Annotated in this window: 15 protein-coding genes; 1 reads left to right on the top strand and 14 read right to left on the bottom strand. The window is 47.9% G+C overall.

Going from position 1 to position 18,871, the window contains the following annotated elements; genetic code table 11:
- Nucleotides 1-157: 157 nt before the first annotated feature.
- From fliJ to ACXAG2_RS08335, 10 genes are all read right to left on the bottom strand, one after another.
- A complete protein-coding gene (fliJ, locus tag ACXAG2_RS08380) occupies nt 158-607 on the bottom strand; it encodes a flagellar export protein FliJ (RefSeq protein ID WP_474865946.1) in 450 nt (149 codons plus the stop codon).
- Nucleotides 608-612: 5 nt separating this feature from the next.
- Nucleotides 613-1,947 (bottom strand): flagellar protein export ATPase FliI, encoded by a 1,335-nt coding sequence (fliI, locus tag ACXAG2_RS08375; protein ID WP_474865944.1) that lies wholly within the window; start codon nt 1,945-1,947, stop codon nt 613-615.
- Complete coding sequence (gene fliH, locus ACXAG2_RS08370; RefSeq protein WP_474865942.1) at nt 1,940-2,722, bottom strand: flagellar assembly protein FliH; 783 nt, start codon at nt 2,720-2,722, stop codon at nt 1,940-1,942. The genes fliI and fliH overlap by 8 nt, the downstream gene beginning before the upstream one ends.
- 34 nt (nt 2,723-2,756) lie before the next feature.
- The gene (gene fliG / locus ACXAG2_RS08365) at nt 2,757-3,794 is read right to left on the bottom strand and encodes a flagellar motor switch protein FliG (protein ID WP_474865940.1); all 1,038 of its coding nucleotides are present in this window, start codon (nt 3,792-3,794) and stop codon (nt 2,757-2,759) included.
- An 11-nt stretch (nt 3,795-3,805) separates the two neighbouring features.
- Nucleotides 3,806-5,509 carry a flagellar basal-body MS-ring/collar protein FliF gene (gene fliF / locus ACXAG2_RS08360; protein WP_474865937.1) on the bottom strand — a complete coding sequence of 568 codons (1,704 nt, stop codon included), beginning with the start codon at nt 5,507-5,509 and terminating at the stop codon, nt 3,806-3,808.
- Between the two features lie 14 nt (nt 5,510-5,523).
- On the bottom strand, nt 5,524-5,859 hold the full coding sequence (gene fliE, locus ACXAG2_RS08355; RefSeq protein WP_119500563.1) for a flagellar hook-basal body complex protein FliE: 336 nt from the start codon (nt 5,857-5,859) through the stop codon (nt 5,524-5,526).
- A gap of 236 nt (nt 5,860-6,095) precedes the next feature.
- Complete coding sequence (locus ACXAG2_RS08350) at nt 6,096-7,442, bottom strand: sigma-54-dependent transcriptional regulator (RefSeq protein ID WP_474865934.1); 1,347 nt, start codon at nt 7,440-7,442, stop codon at nt 6,096-6,098.
- The gene (locus tag ACXAG2_RS08345) at nt 7,439-8,575 is read right to left on the bottom strand and encodes a sensor histidine kinase (protein WP_474865931.1); all 1,137 of its coding nucleotides are present in this window, start codon (nt 8,573-8,575) and stop codon (nt 7,439-7,441) included. The genes ACXAG2_RS08350 and ACXAG2_RS08345 overlap by 4 nt, the downstream gene beginning before the upstream one ends.
- A 117-nt stretch (nt 8,576-8,692) precedes the next feature.
- Complete coding sequence (locus ACXAG2_RS08340; protein WP_474844659.1) at nt 8,693-10,177, bottom strand: sigma-54 dependent transcriptional regulator; 1,485 nt, start codon at nt 10,175-10,177, stop codon at nt 8,693-8,695.
- Between the two features lie 154 nt (nt 10,178-10,331).
- Complete coding sequence (locus ACXAG2_RS08335; RefSeq protein WP_119500559.1) at nt 10,332-11,135, bottom strand: flagellin N-terminal helical domain-containing protein; 804 nt, start codon at nt 11,133-11,135, stop codon at nt 10,332-10,334.
- 261 nt (nt 11,136-11,396) lie between these two features.
- On the opposite strand from ACXAG2_RS08335, the gene ACXAG2_RS08330 reads away from it, so the two are divergent.
- Complete coding sequence (locus tag ACXAG2_RS08330) at nt 11,397-14,909, top strand: motility associated factor glycosyltransferase family protein (RefSeq protein ID WP_474865928.1); 3,513 nt, start codon at nt 11,397-11,399, stop codon at nt 14,907-14,909.
- A 118-nt stretch (nt 14,910-15,027) separates the two neighbouring features.
- On the opposite strand, the gene ACXAG2_RS08325 is transcribed toward ACXAG2_RS08330, so the two are convergent.
- The 4 genes from ACXAG2_RS08325 to ACXAG2_RS08310 all read right to left on the bottom strand — a co-directional run bounded on the left by ACXAG2_RS08325 (nt 15,028) and on the right by ACXAG2_RS08310 (nt 18,865).
- The gene (locus tag ACXAG2_RS08325) at nt 15,028-15,810 is read right to left on the bottom strand and encodes a class I SAM-dependent methyltransferase (RefSeq protein WP_474865926.1); all 783 of its coding nucleotides are present in this window, start codon (nt 15,808-15,810) and stop codon (nt 15,028-15,030) included.
- 99 nt (nt 15,811-15,909) lie between these two features.
- Nucleotides 15,910-16,872, bottom strand: coding sequence for a radical SAM/SPASM domain-containing protein (locus ACXAG2_RS08320; protein WP_474865921.1), 963 nt, complete (start codon nt 16,870-16,872; stop codon nt 15,910-15,912).
- Entirely contained in the window at nt 16,857-17,786 is a 930-nt protein-coding gene (locus tag ACXAG2_RS08315; RefSeq protein ID WP_474865919.1) for a class I SAM-dependent methyltransferase, read from the bottom strand. Before ACXAG2_RS08315 ends, ACXAG2_RS08320 begins: the two co-directional genes overlap by 16 nt.
- Entirely contained in the window at nt 17,786-18,865 is a 1,080-nt protein-coding gene (locus tag ACXAG2_RS08310; protein ID WP_474865916.1) for a hypothetical protein, read from the bottom strand. The genes ACXAG2_RS08315 and ACXAG2_RS08310 overlap by 1 nt, the downstream gene beginning before the upstream one ends.
- Between the last annotated feature and the right edge of the window lie 6 nt (nt 18,866-18,871).

Here is an 18,871-nt window from a genome sequence, read left to right as displayed (position 1 = left end):
ACGTATTTCTGTCAAAAAACAGTGGTATTTGCGGGTTAGTTACTTTCACGTTAACAACTACGCAAAAGCTGTTCCAGGTCGCCGGTTTCAGACGTTAAAGAAGAAATTAATTACGGCACCGCCGGGCTTATTTATGCCGTAACATAGGCACCGGCAGTTAGAATGGTGATTTAGTTAATTGATTTCTGTAGAATTTCTGAGAGGCATATTCATCAAGCATTTGCTGCTCACGGCGGGCTTCAATACGCTGCGCTTCCTGCGCTTTTTTGTCGATGAGCATATCCACCGCTTTACGGCGCTTTTGCTGCTCCAGCCAGGCCCTTTTACGCTGCTCAGCGACCAGTGATGCCTGAGAAATCACATTCATTTGCTGCTGACAGGCTTTATCCAGCTTACCCACAAACGACAAATGCTGATGGTAAGCTTTCGCCGCCACGCCACCTTTACCGGTTGCCTGAATTTGACGGACATAATCAAGACGGTACTGCTGCAAATTGCTGAGTTTTTGACGCTGTTGAATAACGTGCTGTTGAGCAAGCTGAAACTGCTGCGCAGCTTTCTGCTCTTTTTCCAGTTCGAATTTTGCAACCAGTGCCAGCTGACTCATTGACGTTACCCTTTACTTAACCCGCCGGCCAGTGCCGACATGCCCTGCAGACACTCATCATAGGGCAAAACGTTTTTCATACCTTGCTGCAGGAATGCATTAATAGCCGGTTCCGCACGGATAGCGAGATCAATTCGGGGATCAGAGCCTTTCGCATAAGCACCGATAGAAATAAGATCGCGATTTTGCTTGTACGTGGAATACACCTGACGGATACGCCGCGCCTGCTGTAAATGCTCATCACTGGTCACCATGGGCATCACCCGGCTGATAGACGCTTCAATATCAATTGCCGGATAATGTCCACTGTCTGCCAGCGCACGAGACAACACCACGTGACCGTCAAGAATAGCTCTGGCCGCATCGGCAATGGGATCCTGTAAATCATCGCCTTCGGTTAAAACTGTATAGAAAGCAGTGATCGAGCCCTGACCGGCACTGCCATTACCGGCACGCTCAACCAGTGCCGGTAAGCGTGCAAACACAGAGGGCGGATAGCCTTTAGTTGCCGGGGGTTCGCCTACGGCAAGCGCGATTTCCCGTTGCGCCATGGCATAACGGGTCAGAGAATCAATCAGCAGCAATACGTTCATGCCCTGGTCGCGGAAATACTCAGCAATCGTCACGGCTGTTTCACAGCCTTTCAGGCGCATTAACGGTGAGGTGTCTGCCGGCGCAGCCACAACCACGGCGCGCTGGCGTTCCTCTTCAGTAAGGATATCGTGGATAAACTCTTTGACCTCTCGGCCCCGTTCTCCCACAAGACCCACGACCACCACATCAGCTCCACAGCCACGGGTCATCATGCCCAGCAACACCGATTTACCCACACCGGATCCGGCAAAGAGTCCCATCCGCTGCCCTACGCCTACTGTGTTCAATGCATTAATTGCACGTACACCCACATCCATAGGTTCAGAGATTGGCCGGCGTGTCAGCGGGTTGATGGGTGGTTTGGTGGTGGGCACACGGGTGTCGGTTTTTAAAGGTCCTAATCCGTCAAGAGGCTGACCATTACCGTCGACCACACGACCAAGCAGACCCATACCCACAGCCAGACCACTTTCACGGTTTAGCGGCAACACTCTTGAACCGGGTACAATTCCGCGCACCGCTTCAGTGGGCATCAGATAGGTAATATCGTCGCCGAAACCGACGACTTCAGCTTCGATTTCCCCTTCAATGGTCTGCACCATACACTGACTGCCAACAGGCAGCTGACAGCCAACGGCTTCTAGGGTGAGACCAATACCACGAACCAGTTTTCCGGCGGCAACCACGGGAGGCTGGGGGATCTGGTCGACAAGATCTTCAAAATAACTGCCCCAGGGACTAGTCATCTGAAAGCCCCCGGTCGAGGAGGAATTTGTTAAGTATGTCTTTGCAGCGGCGTTCTACAGACACATCAACAGCATTCTGTTGGGTGGTAATATCGCAGCCGCCACGGGACATTGCCGGAGATTCAATAAACTGCCAGCCTTTCTGCTCTACCGTGTCTTTTCCGTAATGCTCTGTGACCAGCTGTATGTCGTCGGGGTGCATGGTGATGTGATAACGGGTTTCGTTCACCGGCAGGGCTTTTAATCCTTCTGCCAGCGCCTGCAGAATAGCGTCTTCACCGGTTTTCACTTCGGTGCGGATCACTGCCCTTGCCAGTGATACAGCCAGCCTGACCAGTTGTTTGCGGGTATCATCATTTACCTGCGATAACGGCGCAGTGAGATTATCTGCCAGAGATGTCCAGTTTGCAGCCAGTGCATCTATTTCAGCCTGAGCGGCCTCCAGACCTTCGGCTTTGCCGGCCTCCAGACCTTCACCATGGCCCAGCTCTTTGCCTTCGGTATATCCCTGCGCTTTGCCTTCTTCAAAGCCGGTCTGCTTGCCTTCGTTGTAGCCTTCATCATGGGCTGACTGACGGATGGCTTCAATTTCTTCGGCAGTAGGAGGCAGGATCTCTTCTTCTTCCGGCTCCGGAGGTTCATATTTCCAGTCACTGCGACGATTCAGCGCATTGGTGCGTTGTAAATCCTGCGTTGATTTTTCGTCAGACAAAAACGGTAAATCCCAGGATTTAGCCTCGTTAAATTCGTCATCTGGTGTTGTATTATCAGTCATACAATCTGGCACCCGTTAACTGCACAAGCACTTATCACAGGAATTCTTCACCACCGCCGCCGCCCAGCATAATTTCACCGGAGTCAGCCAGACGTCTGGCAACGGACAGAATTTCTTTTTGCGCAGTTTCCACTTCAGACAAGCGGACCGGCCCCAGCGCTTCGAGATCATCTAGCAGCATTTCAGCAGCACGTTTGGACATGTTGCCGGTGATTTTGTTTTTAAGCTCTTCGTCAGCACCTTTAATCGCTTTGAGCAGTGAATCCTGATTAACCTCGCGGAGGATGGCCTGAATACCTCTCTCATCCACATCAATCAGGTTATCGAAGACAAACATCAGATCCTGGATCTGCTGGCTCATTTCCTCATCCTGCTCACGGATAGCATCCATCAACTGACCTTCAATGGAGGTATCGAGGTAGTTCATGATATCGGCAGCAGACTTCAGGCCGCCCATTTTCGCTGCCTGAGTACCAGCCTGCCCGGCAAACTGTTTCTCCATGATCTCGTTCAGCTCCTGCAGTGCCGCCGGCTGCACTTCTTCCAGGTTGGCGATACGCATTAACAAGTCGAGACGCACTTTTTCCGGGAACTGAGACAAAATCTCGGCACTTTGCTCCGGCTCAAGGTAAGACAACACAATAGTCTGGATCTGGGGGTGCTCGTTCCGGATGATGCTGGCAACCTGTTTGGAGTCCATCCATTTGAGAGAGTCGAGGCCTTTTGCACCACTGCCCATGAGGATTTGGTCAATCAGGTTTGCCGCTTTATCTTCACCTAATGCCGCAGTCAGCGCCCGTTTCACGAAGTCTTGGCTCTGGAATCCGATGGTACTGTAATTCTGAATTTCTTCGATGAAATGCTTATGCACCGCCGTAATTTTCGGCTGTGTCATGTCTTCGATTTTTGCCATCTCACTACCGAGCTTCTGCACTTGCTTCGGCTCCAGGTGTTTTAAAATTTGCGCGGCATCTTCTTCCGATAAGCTCAGTAACAGGATGGCAGCTTTCTCCACCCCTTCTAATTTACTGATATCGTAACTTTGTTCGCTTTGAGCCATTTCATCAGGCATTACGTTGAACCTTAATCATCCAGTGTCAACCAGCCCTTAACAACCTGTGCAGACAGCTCCGGCTCATTGGCCACCAGCGCGCGCACGGCTTTAAGAACATCTTCATCTTTATGCAGATCCGGCAGCATCAGTGAGCCGTCCGGCGCGAAGCCAACCTGTGCTTCGTCGAAATCCTGACTCAGCATGCTAATGGTGTCATCACCCAGGTCGAGACTTTCATCTGCATCAAACTCGTCGGTGTCTTTCGATTCTTCAGGATTGATAAGACGACGTAACATGGGTCTTATCACGAAGATAATCAATACAATGATGATCAACCCACCCACTACCAGTTTAAGTATAGGTAAGATTTCCGGTCGTTCCCAGAAAGGCACTTCTTCAACACCTTCTGCATCCATCCGCGTGAACGGTACACTGACGACTTCCAGAGAATCCCCGCGGGCGACGTCGAATCCTATACCACCCTGCAGCAGACGGCGGATATTTAACAGTTGCTCCTGACTTTTCGGTGCGGTAGTGACACTGCCGTCTTCAGCAACGGTACGATCGTGATCCACCGCCACAGACACGCTGAGACGTCTGATCACACCGGTTTGCTTTTTGGTATGGCTGATGGTGGTATCCAGCTCATAGTTTTTCGTGGACTCGCGATTGCTGCGTCCGGGAACCGGCGCTGACTGACCATCCTGTCCGATGGCGTTTTCAGGAATATTGGACTCCAGCGGCGGCTGGTTACTCAGCGCGCCCGGGATACCGCCGGCGATAGAGCCAACGGAATTTGATTCTACCGTCATTTCACTGCGTACAGCAGGAAGGTCCGGATTGTATGTACGCTGGGTTTGCTCCATGGCCGTAAAGTCCATGGAAATATCAGCCTGCGCTGTATAATTACCAATTCCGAGAACAGGGATCAAAATGGCGTCAATTTTCTCCAGATATTCCTGTTCACGCTGACGCTCGATTTCATATTCTTTCCGCGCCCGTGCGCTCATGGAATCCTGCGAACCGGAATTCAGCAGACGTCCATTGCTGTCTGTAACGGTAACCCGTGACGGCTCCATGCCCTGTACAGCGGAAGCGACGATATCCACCACCGCATCCACTTCTTCACCGGCAATCACTTTGCCACGTTTTGCCGTGAGCACAACAGTAGCACTGGCTTTCTTTTCCCGGCGGGCAAACACGTTTTCTTTTGGCATAGCCAGTAAAACACGGGCTTTCTGAATGCTGGCCATGTCTTCGATTGTGGCTGCAATCTGTTGTTCACGGGCGTGTTTAAGGCGCTCCATCTCAACCCGTTGCGATACACCGAATCCCATGTCCTGCATGATGATATCGGTGCCGGCATCTCCTGCACGGGTAAGTCCCTGACGGGTCATTCCCAGGCGCACATCCTGAAACTCGTCGCTGCGCACATATATAGTATTACCTTCCAGCTTGTATTCGATTTGACTGGCATCCAGGTAATCCAGTGTTTCGATAAGCTCTTCGGTTTCCATTTTCGCCAGCGGCCGGAAATCCGGCTCCTGTGCCCACAATAAAATGAAAATGGCGATGGCCACACAAATCACCAGTACAACGACCAGTGCCATCTGGCGCACCATGTCGGCACTGCCCAGCGTGTCCATGAATCCGGATTTATTCTCCGCGTCTGAACCGCCGGTTTCGCCGGTTGAGTCGCTGACTGTCAGGTTAGTACCTGTTGCTTCGGCCATGACGTACTACTCCACTACACCGGCATGTTCATGATGGTTTTATAAGCTTCCAGCACCTTGTTGCGTACCTGAACGGTCGCTTCAAAGGCAATGCCTGCTTTTTCTTTGGTCAGCATGACTTCGGCAAGACTTAATGACGGGTCGCCCATCTCAAAGCGTTGTTGCATTGATTTTGATTCCATCTGCATGTTGTTCACACCTTCAACGGCCTGTTTCAACATGGCTGAAAAATCGCTGGCAGAGGCATTTTTTACTTCGAGTGCCTGTTCGGGCATCTCTGTAGCCTGCAGACGAGTCTGGCCGATCATTGATTGCATCTCCTGATACAAACTGTTGGCTTTAACGTCCATACCCCACTCCTCATTACATTGCTTATCGTCAGAAAGCTGTCTGACACTGGTTCATAAACAGACAACAGCAAAAGCAATACCAACTTTTATTTTTCAATTTAATCAGTGAGTTAAAAAGAATGCCAAATTAATGACACAGGCAGGAGAGAAAAACGAAAAAAGCCACGGCGGCTGCCGTGGCAAGAGGCTTTAGTGTGAAACACACACTTGCAATGAATACATTGATGCAATATTGATCAGGCAGGAACGTCGATACCTTCTTCCCGCATTCTGGCCAGTTTATAGCGCAGGGTACGGGGACTGATACCAAGCTTTTCAGCCACTTCTTTACGTTTCCCTTTACACAACTGCAGCGTATCAAGAATTATCTGATGTTCCTGATGACGCAGCTCAGAACCGAGCTTACTGTCGTCGCTTACCACTTCATCAGCCTGGATACTGTGGCTTGCCAGTGTAGCAGCCATATCAATCATCAGATCAGAGGATTCGATAACTTCACCGTCACACAGGATTAAAGCGCGCTGGATAACATTTTCCAGTTCCCGCACATTGCCCGGCCAGTCATACTGAACCAGCTTGTTTCTGGCGGCACCGGACAAACGCAGCGTATTTTCACGCTGACCGCCGGTATGACGCTGGATCAGGTGTTCGGCCAGCGGAACAATATCACCCGGTCTTTTCGCCAGCGGCAACCAGACCACCGGGAAAACATTCAGACGATAATATAAATCTTCCCGGAACTCCCCCGCCTCTACAGCCTGACGCAAATCACGGTTACTGGTGGCAATGACCCGGACATCCAGTGCAATAGTTTTGCGTCCGCCCAGGCGCTCGACCTCTTTTTCCTGTAATACACGCAGTAATTTCGCCTGCAGAGCCAGGTCCATTTCGGTAATTTCATCCAGAAGAATAGTGCCGTTCTGCGCCTGCTCAAATTTGCCGGGACATGCCTGAACCGCACCGGTAAAGGCACCTTTTTCATAACCAAACAATGTGGCTTCCAGCATATTTTCAGGAATGGCTGCGCAGTTGATTGCCACGAACGCTTCTGCAGCGCGGGATGACTGATCGTGGATGTAACGAGACAGTACTTCTTTACCGGAACCGCTTGGCCCCAGTACAATTACCGTGGCATCAGAACCGGCAACCTTGCGGGACAACTCCAGCAATCTGAGACTGCCGGGATCTGCCGCAATGGGCGTACGGGACTCAATTTTATGTGCCGGCGCATAGCGGCTGACCAGATTCAGCAGTACCTCAGGAGCAAACGGCTTGGACAGATAATCTGTCGCTCCGTCACGCATGGCCTGAACAGCATCATCAATGGTGGCATACGCCGTCATCAACAATACCGGTAACTGGGGATAACGGGCTTTGATATTCTTCAGCAGGGTCAGACCGTTCATATCACCCATCTGAATGTCACTGACGACGAGATCGACTTTCTCCGCAGCCAGCTGAATCAGTGCATTTTCTGCAGAAGCCGCAGCAATAACCCGGTAATCAGCCAGTTTCAGCGTGTCATTTAATGCTTCACGCAACCCCGCGTCGTCTTCAACAATCAAAATAGTAGAGTGGCTCATACAAGGTCTCCTGTATTCTCAGGGGATAAAGTGGTCCGGGTAACAGGCAGCGTCACGGTGAAGCATGCTCCCTGTCCCTCTAAATTAGTCACACCAAGCCGGCCTTTGTGTGCATTCACAACAGATTTCACTACCGCGAGTCCCAGGCCCGTGCCGTGTGTTTTGGTAGTGAAAAACGGTTCAAAAATTTTCTGTCGCACAGCTGCCGGAACCCCCGGCCCCTCATCAATAACGGACACAGCAATGTGTTCCCCGCTGCAAACAGCATTAACGTAGACCGTCCCGCCTGCTTCACTGACCTGACAGGCATTATGTATAAGATTAAGTAACGCTCCCTGCAGGGCTGTAAGATTGCCGGTAAGTGTGGCGTCAGCGCTGAAACCACTGACAGATAAATTCACGCCGGCCTGACGGGTCATGGTTTCTGCAACAGGAACAATGGCATCTTCAAGTTGTGCAGGTGTCAGTACAGACACGACCTGATCTTCACCGGATTTGGCAAACAACAGCATATCGTTTACCTGGCTCTCCAGTTCTTTCAGACGATCGGTGAGTTTACCGGCAAAATCAGCTGTGGCTGCTTCCCCGAGGCCTTTGCGTTTCATATTAGCGGCGTACAACATCGCAGCAGAAAGCGGCGTGCGGATTTGATGCGCCAGTGACGCCACCATTTTGCCCAGCGCTGATAAGCGCTGCATGTGGCTGACTCTGGCCTGCAATTGCCGGGTTTCGGTAAGATCGGTCAGTACAATAAGCTGGCCCGGCTCGTTATCAAGGGGGGTAATGGATAGCTTTACCCGGCGGCCGTCAATTAATGACACTTCATGGCCGTCGTCCGCACGGGGTTTAAATGAACGGACAATGATGATTCGCCAGAGCTGGCCCTCGAGGGGTTCACCTAACAGTGACTTAGCCTGACCGTTCGTCTGACGCACAATCCCCTGCCCGTCAATAACGATAACGCCGGCAGGCATGACCTGCAATAAATGAGATAAACGACTGGCCTGCTTTTTAAGCACATCAATATCATCACTACTGCTTTCCGCCTGTGCAGAATGCGCGTAATGATAGTCAGATAAATGTACGGATGCTTCGCCGGCAGCGGCTGCGTAGCTATGCCCATCGTATGTCATGATAACCCTCGTCAAAAAGCAGACATTACGTCCTGACTGGGTTAATGCATTTGATGTGCCAGTATTATTTTACATTTAAAACAGTTGGTTACAGAGGTTTTGTAAAGAAGGTTAAAGTCAATTATCTGACGATACCGACTCTTCGCGCTGAATTTCATACTTGCGCATCTTTTCAACCAGAGTGGTTCTGCGCATACCCAGTTTATCAGCAGCGCGGGCAACAACCCAGTCCTGCTGATCCAGAGCCTGTATGATCAGATTAATTTCCAGCTCCGACAGATACTCTTTAAGATTTACGCCCTCTTCCGGTAGCTGGGAAGACTCCGCGCCCTCTTCACGGGGGACAGCATAAGCCGAATCTTCAACCGGTGAACGTAAATCTTCTGAAGCAGCTGACTCGGCGAACAATTCATTGAATGCATCGCGTTCCAGCAACTCTTCAGGATAATCCGGCTCGTAAGCCTGAATTTCACCGTACTGATACTTAGGCGGCAAGTCCTGAATATCAACGATTTGATTAGGGAACAGTATACTCAGCCGCTCTACCAGATTAGACAGCTCACGGACATTACCCGCCCAGTCATGTTCCATTAAAGAGGAAATAGCCATTTCGGTGAATTTAACCACCGATACACCATCACCCTGAATACGGCTGATCAATTCCTGCAGCAACAACGGAATATCTTCGCGGCGTTCACGAAGTGCAGGACTGTCGATGGGAAACACGTTCAGGCGATAGTAGAGGTCCTCACGGAACTTATCGTCTTTAATCATGTTTTCCAGATTACGGTGGGTGGCAGCAACAATACGTACATTGGCTTTTATCGGTGTATGACCACCAACACGCTCAAATGTCCGTTCCTGCAATACCCGCAGTAATTTAACCTGCATTTGCAGCGGCATGTCGCCTATTTCGTCAAGAAACAGTGTTCCACCTTCTGCCAGTTCAAAACGACCTTTCCGTGCACTGATTGCTCCGGTAAAGGCACCTTTCTCGTGGCCAAATAATTCACTCTCTAACAGTTCACCGGGTATGGCACCACAGTTGACCGGAATAAACGGGCCTTCTTTACGCTCAGACATAAAGTGAACGTTACGGGCGATAACCTCTTTACCGGTACCGGACTCACCCAGAATCAGCACGGTGGCATCGGTCGGAGCAACCTGCTCAACCAGTTTACGTACAGTCTGGATTTGCTGGCTGCGGCCAACAAGGCTACGGAAAAGACGGGTTTTCAGGCCAGCGGTTTTTACCGGGCCCGGACGGTGACGGGTGTATTCCTGGCAACGATGAATTGCCTGAGTCAGTACCGGGTAAGTAATAGGAAGTGTAGCGGTGCTGACCAGATTGCAATTCGGTGCAATAAGGCCATCCTGCGCCTGAATAGCGACAAACGGGATGTGAGGAAACTGCGCCACCAGGTTTTGAACCTGGTCAGCTCTGGCGTAATCAATCATGACCGCTTCAACGGTATGGGTATTCAGATAGCCGTAGCTATCCGCAAAAGATTGCCCGTAGCAAGCTTCCCCCATGAACGTGATAACGGTTTCTAATTTTTGAATGAGTTCGCCGTCATCACTAACGAGCAGAATTTCCTTCATCTATTCCCCGAGAACGCATTTTTATTATTTACAGTTTAGCGCATCTGCATGATTGTAGCGGTAAAAGATCAGTTCGCAAACACTGATTCTTGTTCCTGAAGCAAAAAAAGCAGGTTTAACCTGCCTTTTTGATTAAAACGTAATCACACCCGTTCTAGTTTAACAATGCCAGAACCTGTCCTTGCTGTTGGTTCGCCTGTGCCTGCACAGAAGTAGCAGCCTGACCCAGTACGCTGTTAGAAATATTTTCTGATACCGCCTGCGCATAGTCCAGATCCTGAATTCGGCTGCGGGCTGCAGACACGTTCACATCGGCTTCACTGAGGTTTCTTGCCGTACTGGCCAGTGCGTTCTGTGTCGCTCCGAGATCTGCGCGGAATCCGCCCACAGACTCAACGGCTTCATCAGCCGCCTGCAACGCAGCATCCAAATCGCCGGAAGTGATATCAATATTCAAAATACCGGACAGATTGCCGGCAACATCAGAAGTGCGTACGCCCACGGACTGATCAGGATTTGCCCCGACCTGAAAATTAATTTCCCCTTCAGCACTCAGCAGAGGCTTACCGCCAAAGGTCGTCTGATCGATTGTTTGCGAGATATTATCCTGCAACTGGGTAATTTCAGACTGTATCGCCTGACGATCGGCATCATTCAGTACGCCGCTGCCGGCCTGCAAGGTGAGTTCCCGGATACGGTTGACATCGTCATTAATGCCGGACAAGCCACTTTCCGCAACCTGCGCCAGCGAGATACCGTCATAGGCATTATTAATTGCCTGACGGTTGCCTTCTACCTGAGAAGTAAGACGGTCGATGATTTGCTGCGCAGCCGCACCGTCGGCAGCACTGTTAATGCGTTTGCCCGACGCCAGTTTCTCCATCAGGCTGGTTTGTTTTTCCTGCACCTGCTGAAGTAATGATGTTGTCGATGACGAATTGCTGTTGAAATTGATCATACACGCCTCCTCTATGACGAAGTATAGCAGATCTGTGATAACACAATGGTTAACTTTAAGGTTATGAGGATGAATTACAAGGTATGGAGTTCCATAACCAAAATTCACAGGTGTTGCCGGCTGTTTGCTCAACCGGATATTGATAACCGGCAGCCCTCATCAGGCATTGAAGGTTCTTATAAATCAATTAACTTCACCGGCTTGCCCTGCCGGGTAGTTCGGCATAACATTTATGTTTTCCGATGATTAAAGTTCCCGTCAATGATCATAAACGATATAAGAATTCACCTGCATGCTGATGAAGAGATCCAGAAATCTATCGAGGCCGAAAATGCAGAAACATTGATCAAGACATATAAAAAAGGCCTGCAAACGCTGAAGATCAACATGCCTCAGCTCGCCTCTCTTGTAGAAAATGAACGTAGCAGCAACATATCCGTTTTTTGTAATAAATTTGGCGAACTCAATATCATTGATTACGGCGCAGGGCAGGCACTCTACGGTTTACATCCTGAACAGGAAGTGTGCTCCCATGTAGACAGCTGGGCCAGCCATGCAGCCAAACGGTATTCTCTTACATCACCACCGTCTCCGGATAAATCTGCACGGCTGGAAAACGCCCCCCTGGTAAAAGGTGACACCATCGACACACTGGTTTGTCTTGGCCTGGGCGGCGGAATACATATCGAATACTTATTAACTGAATATTCCATTCGCCACCTCATTATATATGAGCCGGAGATTCAGTATTTCAAAGCATCACTGATGATGTGCGACTGGAGCAGAATATTCTCTGTAGCCCGGGACAAAAATACCCTGCTCTTTTTCATGCCGCAAAATAACGGCAACACCATTGTTGATGACCTGCTTGAACTTAAACAGCATGAAAACATTAACGACTTCTACCTCTATAAGCATTACAGCACGCCGGTTTTCGACGCTATTTTCCGTGCTTTCAGCGAAGATGACTGGGCGGTACTTTCTGCACAAAACCTAAATGTAGAAAAGTACATTCGCCGTGATGTACTCAAGCCTGTATGGTCAACCGTTTATCTGGACCCTGACACACACGAAGCGTTAAATGATAGCGCCCCCCGATTTGTTGAAAACCTGAAGGCGTTTAAGAAGTACTTTCCGGATATTTTTGACGAATTTAAGGAATTTACACCAACATACTGGTTTCCGGTGAAATGCGAAAACGGTGACATTAACTTACTCGATAAAACAGATAACACGCTGTTTTTATCAAATCCGCGCACAGAAGGTGAGCTTAATCAGCAAAACTTTGCCAGATATCCCCACAAAGATGGTTTAATCATGGGATACACAGGAGGTAAGTTAAACGACTACCTCCATTATCAGTATGTTGAAGAAACAGAAGGCTTGCTGGACAAACTGCATGAGACAAAGAGTCATTTACCTGAAGAGATAAAATCTCTGATTCTTTTTGGCCTTGGCTTTGGTTATCAGCTTGAAGCATTGCTCGCGTCCCACTCTGTAAATAAGCTATTTATTTGTGAACCTGACCGCGACTTTTTCTACGCCTCACTATTTGCCATCGACTGGCAGGCAATTTTCGATCAGACAGAAGCCATTGAAGGCAGGCTGTATGTCAATATAGGAGACGATGGCAGCAATCTGTCCAACGATTTAACTCATCAGTTTTATGCCGTCGGCCCTTATAATCTGGTCGACACATATTTCTATCAAAGTTACTTCAATCCCACCCTGTCTCACGCGATAGCGAATATGCGTGAGCACCTCCAGTTGCTCATCAGCATGGGAGAATATTTTGATCATGCCAGATTCGGAATTTCGCATACCAAAGAAATGATTTTGCGCGGTTCGCCCATCCTCACTAAGAAAGCATTGCGGCCTGTTCCGGCCGACATTGCTGATGTTCCGGTATTCATAGTGGGTAACGGCCCTTCTCTTGATGCCAGTATTGAGGCAATAAAGGAGTGGCGGGATTCTTCCATTGTCATCTCTTGCGGCACTGCGCTCATGCCACTGGAAAAAGCCGGCATCACGCCTGATTATCACGCGGAAATAGAACAAAACCGCTCCACATTCGACTGGTGCTCAAGAGTGGGTGCCTTCAATTATCTAAAGAAAATCACTCTGATCTCCTGTAACGGCATCCATCCTGATACTTCAGATCTTTTTGGTAAAACACTGATTGCGTTTAAAGACGGGGAGTCTTCAACAGTATCCAGCCTTGAAGTGCTCGGACGGGAAAATTATACCGAACTTAAATTTGCCTACCCTACCGTAGCCAACTTAGTGAATAACCTGTTCTGTGAACTTGGCTTTACTCAATTATATCTGTTCGGTATTGACCTGGGGTTCACCGACGACACCTATCATCACAGTAAGGACTCGGGTTACTACGACGAAGACGGTAATGAAATATACGATTATCGTGAAGCCAACAACACAGCAATTAAAACCAGAGGAAACTTCCGTCCGTTCGTTTTTACCAAATACGAATTCAAGATGTCCAGAACAATACTGGAACAGGTTTACTCAAAATATCCGGGGTCAACCTGCTACAACACCAGCGATGGTGCGTTCATCAATGGTACGTCCCCACTGGCTCCGGATTTAATATTAACCACATCACCCCCGCAAGCCAGGGAAGCTTCCCTGACCTTCATCGATACTGTGGCCTTCCGGCCCGTCAGCAATACTGCACAATTTGCAGAAACATATAATGAGCGCTACCAGACTGACAGTTTCAGAAACGAAGCAGGAAAATTACGGTCATTAATAGACAGTACAGAGGCTACCGCCACAGCAGTGGAAAGATTGGTTGATGCGCAAAGAAAGCTGATTTTTGATTCCTATTCGAATGGCAAGTCACTGCTGTTCTATCTGCTTCACGGGACTGTGAACTACACCAATGCCTTTTTGATAAAAGTTATCGCCTCAGACGAAGCTGAAACCCTGCTGCCTGCAGCTCTGGAAAGCTGGAAGAAGTGGTCGGAAATTCTGATTAATGACTACCTTGAAGCGCCTGACGCTTATGATTTGATATCTTCTTTCCGCCACTTACGGATAGTGAGTTATTGCAATAAATATACGCTTAACCGGTTGTGCGAGTTTTATATCCCGACGTCGGATGGCATGTTTGAAAAGATTTACAACGGTACTTTCGAAAATAAAAATTGCGTTGAAGAAACCGCGCAGAAAGAACTCGTTATGTTCAATAAATCCTGGGACGATGTAAGTTTCGCCAGAGCCATTGCGATTTGTACAGATTCAAACAGTGACTTACTTTTCACAGGTACATGCAACTGGTCTGATATAGACCGCTGGCGATCTGCTTTAAAAGACAAATTCCCGGACGCGAGTTTTTATTATTACCCCTCAAAACATGATGACTCAATCGATGATGAAAACCGGCTATTCAAGGGAGAAATTCCCTTTTTCGCTCCGCTGTTTCACGCCAGACAAATGCCGTTAATGCGCAAAGGAATTGCTCACGCATGTTTGTTTGTAGAAAAGCTCAGATTTGTTGCAGAGCCTGACGAAATAGCAATTAAAAGCATGGAAAAGCAAATTGCTCAACTTTCAGGTTCAGATTTGTTTTTGGATTTCGGCAACTATCTCGCCATACCTTTAAATCCCGGTGACTATCATAAGATTGCTGTCGATATAAAAGGAGACCGGGGAGTAATCAGGAACAGAACGATTCAGTTAGAAGACATTTTTTATATGATTGATGAAACTGTTTATCTGAGACAAAAGAAGTGGCTGGCTGACAACACTTAAAACGTAAATGCAAAACTTCTCTCTGTAAAACAAAACCCCGCAACAGCGGGGTTTATATTTTCCTGAGATGCCTACCTTACCATTTCACCGGACTCGCGGTAATTCTCTGCAGTCCTGGCTACCGGTACTCCATACATGGGAGGCCATCGCGCACCTTTTTTGAAATCGTGACAATGTTATCGAAGAAACTTATCGAGTGAATATTCTTGTATGCTATTGAAACATCCAAAGATTGATATTTATCTTCATTATCAACGCGGAATCTTGCAGGAACAAATTCTCCTTTATAAGGTGACTGTAACTCTCTTGCCAGATCGTAGGCCATTTCCATAAAGTTGGGATTAGTATCATTGAACGCTTTCATGTAGTTCACAAACACATCCTCAACGAGATAAACCCCGTTGTCAGAAAGGCCATTCAAAAACAGATACAGGAAGGAAATTTTTTGATGTGAGGCTATATGGCTACCGTCATCAATAACAATATCAAACTGGCCATGTTTGGATACAACATCTTCAAGAAAGCTGACAGCCCCCTGATCACCTATTTCCACATAAATATCATCTTCAGGGACTTCACATGCTTTACACTCAGGTTTGATATCGACACCAACTATATAAGCATCCGGAAAGCTCTGTTTAAGCATGTGAAGCGAGCCACCATGATGCACACCGATTTCGAGGATCCTGACCTTCTCTTTATTTCGGAATTTTGCGAACACTTCTTCGTAAATTTCCAAATAGTGAGGCCACTTGTCTAATTTAACTTTCTCCGCGTCTTCACGGTAATAGTACGCTTCAAATGGATTATTCTCATCAGAAGCACCTTTCCTTTGCGGAAAAGTCAGTGTCGCAGTTTGTTTAAATGCTGAAAATAGTTTTTCTATATGGGAATCTGTCATACCCTGACCTTAATTCAGTCTCTGTTAATCGTTTGAAGCCAATGCCCGGGGGTTACCTCACAGACATACAGCTTTGCATTTTTACTGCTAAAACAGCAATCAGTGCTTACTTTTCACTCTGATGATACCGTCCCAGAAATTACTGTCCGTACAAGTTTTGCAGGGCGTAATGTCGTTTCCGCAGCCCGTTTTCTTTTGTAGTTTGCCGGCAAATTCCGAATAGTAGATATCATACAAAGAATCTTCCATGATATTGCCTAGATGCAAATCCATATTTACATCCAGATTGCAAGGTGACACATTACCTTGCCAGTCTAACTGACAAAACTTTATATCCCATACATTACATGTTCCGCTGGTAATGGACGGATCGGCAATTTTACCGCCGTAAGACAAAACGGGCTTCACAATAATTTCGTCCCGTACCCCAAGGTAGGGTTGCCAATAATCCATGAACCGGGCGGACTGCCCCTTGTTGTACTGACTCTCCACGAAGACTAATCTGGTAGGTGAATGATCAGGCATCGAGAACCACAATTTCATCTTCTCGTGAATCGCTTCCAACCTGTTCTTTTTTATACTATTTCCCTGTAAGTCTTTGACTCTGCCAGGGCGTGCAATGTCAAATACGTCGTCATCAATAGCATCGATACTCAGTCTGACCTGATTCATTCCGGCCTTAATCCATGTACGCATGGTTTTTTCATCCATCAGCGACATATTAGTATTCGTTACCAGTTGATAACTTTTACGTCTGGCCAATATTTCCAGAAAATCGTGGTACTTTGGATGTAACGTCTGCTCACCAAAGAAGTTGAGTTCAACCACTTTGGCAACCCGCTCACATTCGTCCGCAATTCTGGAAAAGACCGCAGAAGATATGTTGCCAATTGCTCTGTCATACGTGGCTCCTGCTGGCTGAGGTTGCTTTGAATAACGGTATGATTGCGGGCATATAGGACATCTGAAATTACACGCATTTGTAAACTCCAGTCCAACGATAAGGCGCTGATCCGGCGCCACCACAGGCGACTGTTTCAGAAGCGTTATTTCTTGTGACATAAAAATGATCTGCCGGTCGCGGAATAACTTCTGAACTCTGAAACCTCCCACTCAGGGTGCTTGCACATCCATTCATTCAGGGCGCGCTTTTCTCCTTTAGAGCTGTCACCCCACATAGAGTCATAGTCATCCAGAAGTAAAATGAAATTATCTGCCAGATGGGGGGTCGCAAATTCAAGCGCATGCAGAGCGGCAGGATAAACATCGCAGTCAATGTGAATAACTCCGAATTGATGTTTCACTGCTTCATGTTTGTCCGGCGTTTCAAGAGAGTTATCAAAGTCACATTCAACAAGTGAAAGACGACTCTCCTGCCCGCCTGCCACAGTAAAATTCAGCAAAAAGGTCTCTTTATTAGCGTAGTAATCACCAGTTTGATAAAAATAATCTTCGCCCGGGGCTTTCCCCACGATGCCTTTGAATGAATCAAAAGCGTAAAAATGTTTCAAAGTCTGACTAAAAACTTGCCAGGCTAATGTACAGGTTCTGCCATCAAATACCCCAAACTCACCGTATGCCAGATTGCTCTTGTCCAGTTGCTTAATACCGTTTATATAGTCATCACATAACTGAAACATGCCGGCATATGAAATACCCCTGCGGCTTACGTCTGGTTTGGTAAAGAAAACATCTCTGGCGTTTCCAAAGACCACAGGAATTCCCTTATCTTTATAGTCTTTGAGTTTTTTACTGGTAGCCAGTGCTGCCTGTAAGTCTGACTCAAAAACAATTATCAGTGCAGGGCAAATACCTCTTTGCATAAGTTTATCGAAATGAACAAGCTCAACTTCCGGGCGATTTTCTAAGCCATTTTCGACGAGAATTTGCTTTGCCAGCTGCAGAGCGTCATCGCAGGAAGAAACGATAACCTTGTCTGAAAAGTCTGTACTGACATAACGCGTTAAAGCCCCCATTACCCCTCTCCGAAAATGTACACAATGTCGTCGCAGGTCCCTTCGCGGATTAGTGTATTTTTAATATCAAGACAGTGATTCAAGCTGGCCACTATAATAAAGTAGTCGCCGGAATCTCTGGCGGCTACTTTATAATTTCCGATAAGTGTTCCGGGCTCCGCAAAGGAATCGAAAAATTTATCGACACGTACATGATTTTCAGCCAGCAGAGCTGCCAGATATTCACCAAACTCGCATGCCCCGTAGATAACAATTTGCTTACCCTCACCGGCGTGCTTTCTCGCCAGCGCCAGCATTTGCGGATATTTCGGCGATGTTTTACGGGTTAATGCTATTGAACCGAACCCCAGAAAACGCCGGTTGTCGAAAGGAAATGGTCTCAGCTCGTTAATTTCTTCACCGATGACTTTGTGATTATTCTCATAACCGTAGCAAGCGTTATATTCACTGAAATGCTGTGTTATCCATTCAGCTTCACGTCCCGTGATCAACGCCTGTTTAAAAGCCACCTTATCTGATGCCCCCGAATTAAGAGACTCAATGAACGAGGCGTTCGATTCTGCCACATAAGATATGGAATTTAAGTCCGTATTCGGGTTCAACATAGCTTTATCAAATGTTACAGGCAAGGCCTCCATCACTGCACGAAGTTGCGCTTCAGGTGACTCAATAAATGCCTCAAACTGAATCACCGGATAGCCAGAGTCCATAAACAGCTTCCAGTCTTCAAGAAAGCGCTGCATCCGTAAAAAAAGAGGAGGATCTTCAGCGGTCAGTCCGTTCAGGCCGTACCATTTTTTCTTCAGCGACACCCATACATCAAACGGGTTCCTGACGACCATCAGCGGATAAGGCTTATAACCATGCATTTCATAAACACTGGCCACCTCTTGCCAGCGAAAGGCAATAGTCGTCATTTTCACCCAGGTTACCGGCGTGGTCACCGCTGACAGGTTAACTTCGATGCGGTCTGACGCCATATCGAGTATGCCATCCAGCTCAGGATGTTTTAAGAAAGCTGCCGAGACCAGCGTTGTACCACCGCTTTGTGTTCCTGTCGCCAGGATCATTGGTTTCATGTTCAG

The organism is Alteromonas sp. ABH4_456, assembly GCF_056160645.1.
This window is presented reverse-complemented; position numbering and strand designations above follow the sequence as displayed.

What these genes read in the sequence shown, in the direction of transcription:
- fliJ (WP_474865946.1), bottom strand. Translation starts at nt 607, where the DNA reads ATGAGTCAGCTGGCACTGGTTGCAAAATTCGAACTGGAAAAAGAGCAG.
- fliI (WP_474865944.1), bottom strand. Translation starts at nt 1,947, where the DNA reads ATGACTAGTCCCTGGGGCAGTTATTTTGAAGATCTTGTCGACCAGATC.
- fliH (WP_474865942.1), bottom strand. Translation starts at nt 2,722, where the DNA reads ATGACTGATAATACAACACCAGATGACGAATTTAACGAGGCTAAATCC.
- fliG (WP_474865940.1), bottom strand. Translation starts at nt 3,794, where the DNA reads ATGCCTGATGAAATGGCTCAAAGCGAACAAAGTTACGATATCAGTAAA.
- fliF (WP_474865937.1), bottom strand. Translation starts at nt 5,509, where the DNA reads ATGGCCGAAGCAACAGGTACTAACCTGACAGTCAGCGACTCAACCGGC.
- fliE (WP_119500563.1), bottom strand. Translation starts at nt 5,859, where the DNA reads ATGGACGTTAAAGCCAACAGTTTGTATCAGGAGATGCAATCAATGATC.
- ACXAG2_RS08350 (WP_474865934.1), bottom strand. Translation starts at nt 7,442, where the DNA reads ATGAGCCACTCTACTATTTTGATTGTTGAAGACGACGCGGGGTTGCGT.
- ACXAG2_RS08345 (WP_474865931.1), bottom strand. Translation starts at nt 8,575, where the DNA reads ATGACATACGATGGGCATAGCTACGCAGCCGCTGCCGGCGAAGCATCC.
- ACXAG2_RS08340 (WP_474844659.1), bottom strand. Translation starts at nt 10,177, where the DNA reads ATGAAGGAAATTCTGCTCGTTAGTGATGACGGCGAACTCATTCAAAAA.
- ACXAG2_RS08335 (WP_119500559.1), bottom strand. Translation starts at nt 11,135, where the DNA reads ATGATCAATTTCAACAGCAATTCGTCATCGACAACATCATTACTTCAG.
- ACXAG2_RS08330 (WP_474865928.1), top strand. Translation starts at nt 11,397, where the DNA reads ATGATCATAAACGATATAAGAATTCACCTGCATGCTGATGAAGAGATC.
- ACXAG2_RS08325 (WP_474865926.1), bottom strand. Translation starts at nt 15,810, where the DNA reads ATGACAGATTCCCATATAGAAAAACTATTTTCAGCATTTAAACAAACT.
- ACXAG2_RS08320 (WP_474865921.1), bottom strand. Translation starts at nt 16,872, where the DNA reads ATGTCACAAGAAATAACGCTTCTGAAACAGTCGCCTGTGGTGGCGCCG.
- ACXAG2_RS08315 (WP_474865919.1), bottom strand. Translation starts at nt 17,786, where the DNA reads ATGGGGGCTTTAACGCGTTATGTCAGTACAGACTTTTCAGACAAGGTT.
- ACXAG2_RS08310 (WP_474865916.1), bottom strand. Translation starts at nt 18,865, where the DNA reads ATGAAACCAATGATCCTGGCGACAGGAACACAAAGCGGTGGTACAACG.